The organism is Alistipes sp. D31t1_170403_E11 (assembly GCF_015553985.1).
Lineage (GTDB): Bacteria > Bacteroidota > Bacteroidia > Bacteroidales > Rikenellaceae > Alistipes > Alistipes montrealensis.
The window spans coordinates 1-3,081 of sequence record NZ_JADNHQ010000021.1; the positions used below are offsets into that span (position 1 = coordinate 1).

Genomic DNA, 3,081 nt, shown 5'->3' on the forward strand with positions numbered 1-3,081 from the left:
GATTACTTGCGTGTTACTACCAGATTTCAGGGCCATGTCCGCCGTCCTTGTGAAGCCCCCGGCAGACACGGCAATGCTCGCCGACCAAGGGCCGACGGATGCCAAAAACGCCTCTTTTCGATTGATTTGCCGTGACATAATACCAGGGTTGAGATTGTGTGAGTGCGCCCCGGATGGAAATAAAAAAGGGGCGCATTTGCAGCCCTCTTCGCAGGTCTTGGGAACCTTAATTCGGAAGCTGTCCTGCGCCCTTGTCTGCCCTGCCCATAAAGGGCAGGACATAACAAGGACTGACAACTATTATACCCGAATTAAACAACCTCCGAAGAGGCTCCCAAGTTTGCAAAGAGTATAAAGAGTTGTTTACCCTTTATATGTTATGTCCGTCGGCTATGCCGTACTATTCAAATACAAAGATAACATCTTTTCATCTTTTTTCAAATGATGGCCCGTTTTCTGCCTTTATAATTCAAGAACAAAGATAGTAATTTTTATTGGCTTTAATGACAAATACATCCCAGATGTTTGTGTCATTAATAGACTCCTTTGTATTATGAAAAGACAAAGGCGTAACGATGTATTAATTAAGGCGATAGCTGAAAAATTAGTACAGTTAAGGGAAGACAGAGGGTTATCCCAGCAAATCGTATATATTGATACTGAGCTACATATGGGTCGTATTGAGCGAGGGAAGTACAATATAACGTTAAGCACATTGGCGGAATTATGCGCCTATTATAATATTTCTTTAAGGGATTTTTTCAAAGGGATGCCCAACCCATAATTTGTATAATATGAAAAATCAAAGACATAACGAAGCCTTGATGCATCTTGTCGCTTTGAAATTGAAAAGCTTACGAGAGTCAAAAGGTATTACTCAAGCCGAGGCTTATCGACTTTCAGGTATACATTTGGGGCGCATCGAATCTGGCAACTCTAATATTACAGTTAGTACCTTATCGGCATTATGCAAATTCTATGATATTTCTTTTGAGGATTTCTTTGACGCAATAGAATAGCAATAGGGGGCATTTTCAACTGCAACAAAATACGATTCTTGCTCAATTTACCATAACCATATGAAATTTAAGAACATAATTAATCATTTAACAGGAGTCAGTTGTCCAATATTTGGTATATCTTGGACTCCGCCAGAGAGTGATAGAATCAAAGCACATAAGGTTATTCGTTTTTTAGAGGATAGACGAGTGCTATATAATCCTTATGAATTGGAATGCAGAGATCATTGTTTCCATTCGATTATTGATATTCGTCATTTTTTAACATCTGAACTGCAAGATATCAATGAAGACAGTGAATTCTACACTTACTTAAAAGCAATGCGAATTGCTTGCAGGAAATTTTTAGATAAGTTTTCAGATAAAAAAACAGGAATACATAGGCCGCATGGAGGATATTACCCCAGTTTAATATTCGATTCTGCATTGGGCGAACTGCGGGGTGTATTTGGAATAATGATTGCACAAATTGCTGTCGCATATGGAATTGATATTGAGAGTGATTTAGCATCTATATTACCGGAAGAATCCGCTCCAGAATAGTGCTGTTTATATTCCTCGTCCTTTTTTCCTATGTAGTTGAATGTTTTCAGGCTGTTTCACCTGCGGCCTCGGTTTCTGTTGCTGTTCCGGCTTCACCTGCGGCTTTACATCAGGCTTTACCTCTTGCGGCTGTTGCACGGATAATACGCACTCGGTCAGCATATCTTTCTGTCCGGGCTTTGATTCCACTCCGAACCGGGATCGGTAAACCGTTCCGTCCTGCTTGCGGAACGCCTTAATCAACCCCTGCTCGGAATACAACTGTTTCTGTTCCTGCACCGTCAGCCGACAGCCTTTTATCGCCGTAACCAATTCACGGGTAAAGGCTTCATCCCTGCGGCGCAGGGCGATAAGGGTGTATTGCAACCCTCCTGCATTGTCGAACCAGTATTCGCGCAGCATATTTGCATCGCTGCGGCGAACGATTATCCGCAGCGTCCGGGTCTCCTGCAACTGCCGCCATTGCTCCTGCGTAAATCGCGTACCGCCGATTTCGACCTGCCGTGGTGCGGAGGGTCTCGGTTCGGCTGAAGCCGGTTGCATCTGCCGCGACTGTTGCAGGCGGGGCGTTTCTTCCCGTTTGATCTGCGGCGGTTGCGGTCTTTCGACTTTCCGCGGCCCCGGCGTTGTGTCGCGTTCCTGCTCCCGCCGTCTTTCCTGCATGTATTTAATCTCCTCGTCGGCCGTTTCCCGTGCTAACGCCTCGACCCGTTCGCGGATCGTCTCCGACAATCCGGCATAGCTGAATTTGCGGTCTACCTGTGAGCCTTTGAATGTCAGTCCGTCTTTGGTGAAGGTTACGCCCTGAACCGCTTTCTTCGGGTCGTTGCCCCGGTGGACGAACTGCACGCCGATCCCCTGCCGTTTCAGTTTGGCCGACAGGTCGGCGATCCGGTCGCATTTGGGCAGGATGCGGGTTATGGCGTCGAACACCTCCTGCCGCACCTTGTCCGCTCCGTGGAGCCGTTCAGTCTTTATGTCCCACTTGCCGTTGGAGAATGTCAGCCCGTATCGGCGTTTAAGCTGTTTGCAGACTTTGACGTTCCGGCGGCGTTCGTTCTTATCCGCCACAAGCGTCCGGTCATATTTCACCCGGTTGTAGATAATATGCAGGTGGGGATGTTCCGTGTCGTTGTGCCGGGCGACGATATACTGCGTATCGGCAATGCCCATACACTCCATGTAGGCCGCCGCCAATTCCCGCATCCGATCGTCGGTCAGCGTCGGCGCATCGTCCCGGTGGAACGACAGCGAGATATGCCCCACGACCTTTGCGATCTCCCGGCGGGCCTTGCGCTGGAAGTTGAAGTCGTCGATTATCGTCCGGATGCTTTCGGTATCTACCCCGTCGCTCTCCAGCAGGCGGGCTTTCTCTTTCCTGAGGACATACTCGACGGCTCCGCCGAACGATTTGCCCGTTACGATTTTTCCTATCATTACTACTCTCTTTTCAGTTTGGCAATCATCCGATTGTAAAACCGGATGATCCGGATCAGTTCTGCTTCCCGCGTTGCGGCTC

Annotated in this window: 4 protein-coding genes; 3 read left to right on the forward strand and 1 reads right to left on the reverse strand. The window is 47.7% G+C overall.

Annotated features, from left to right (window positions below; genetic code table 11):
* Nucleotides 1–553: 553 nt before the first annotated feature.
* From I2E69_RS15120 to I2E69_RS15130, 3 genes are read left to right on the forward strand one after another with little or no spacing between them, the layout of a single operon-like run.
* Nucleotides 554–784, forward strand: a complete 231-nt coding sequence (locus tag I2E69_RS15120; RefSeq protein WP_195462054.1) for a helix-turn-helix domain-containing protein — start codon at nucleotides 554–556, stop codon at nucleotides 782–784.
* A gap of 10 nt (nucleotides 785–794) precedes the next feature.
* Nucleotides 795–1,019 (forward strand): helix-turn-helix domain-containing protein, encoded by a 225-nt coding sequence (locus tag I2E69_RS15125; RefSeq protein WP_195462055.1) that lies wholly within the window; start codon nucleotides 795–797, stop codon nucleotides 1,017–1,019.
* Between the two features lie 60 nt (nucleotides 1,020–1,079).
* Nucleotides 1,080–1,562: a DUF6650 family protein gene (locus I2E69_RS15130; protein WP_195462056.1), complete on the forward strand. Its 483-nt coding sequence runs from the start codon at nucleotides 1,080–1,082 to the stop codon at nucleotides 1,560–1,562.
* A gap of 6 nt (nucleotides 1,563–1,568) precedes the next feature.
* Here I2E69_RS15130 and I2E69_RS15135 read toward each other — a convergent pair whose 3' ends face one another.
* On the reverse strand, nucleotides 1,569–2,999 hold the full coding sequence (locus I2E69_RS15135) for a relaxase/mobilization nuclease domain-containing protein (RefSeq protein WP_195462057.1): 1,431 nt from the start codon (nucleotides 2,997–2,999) through the stop codon (nucleotides 1,569–1,571).
* Nucleotides 3,000–3,081: the final 82 nt, after the last annotated feature.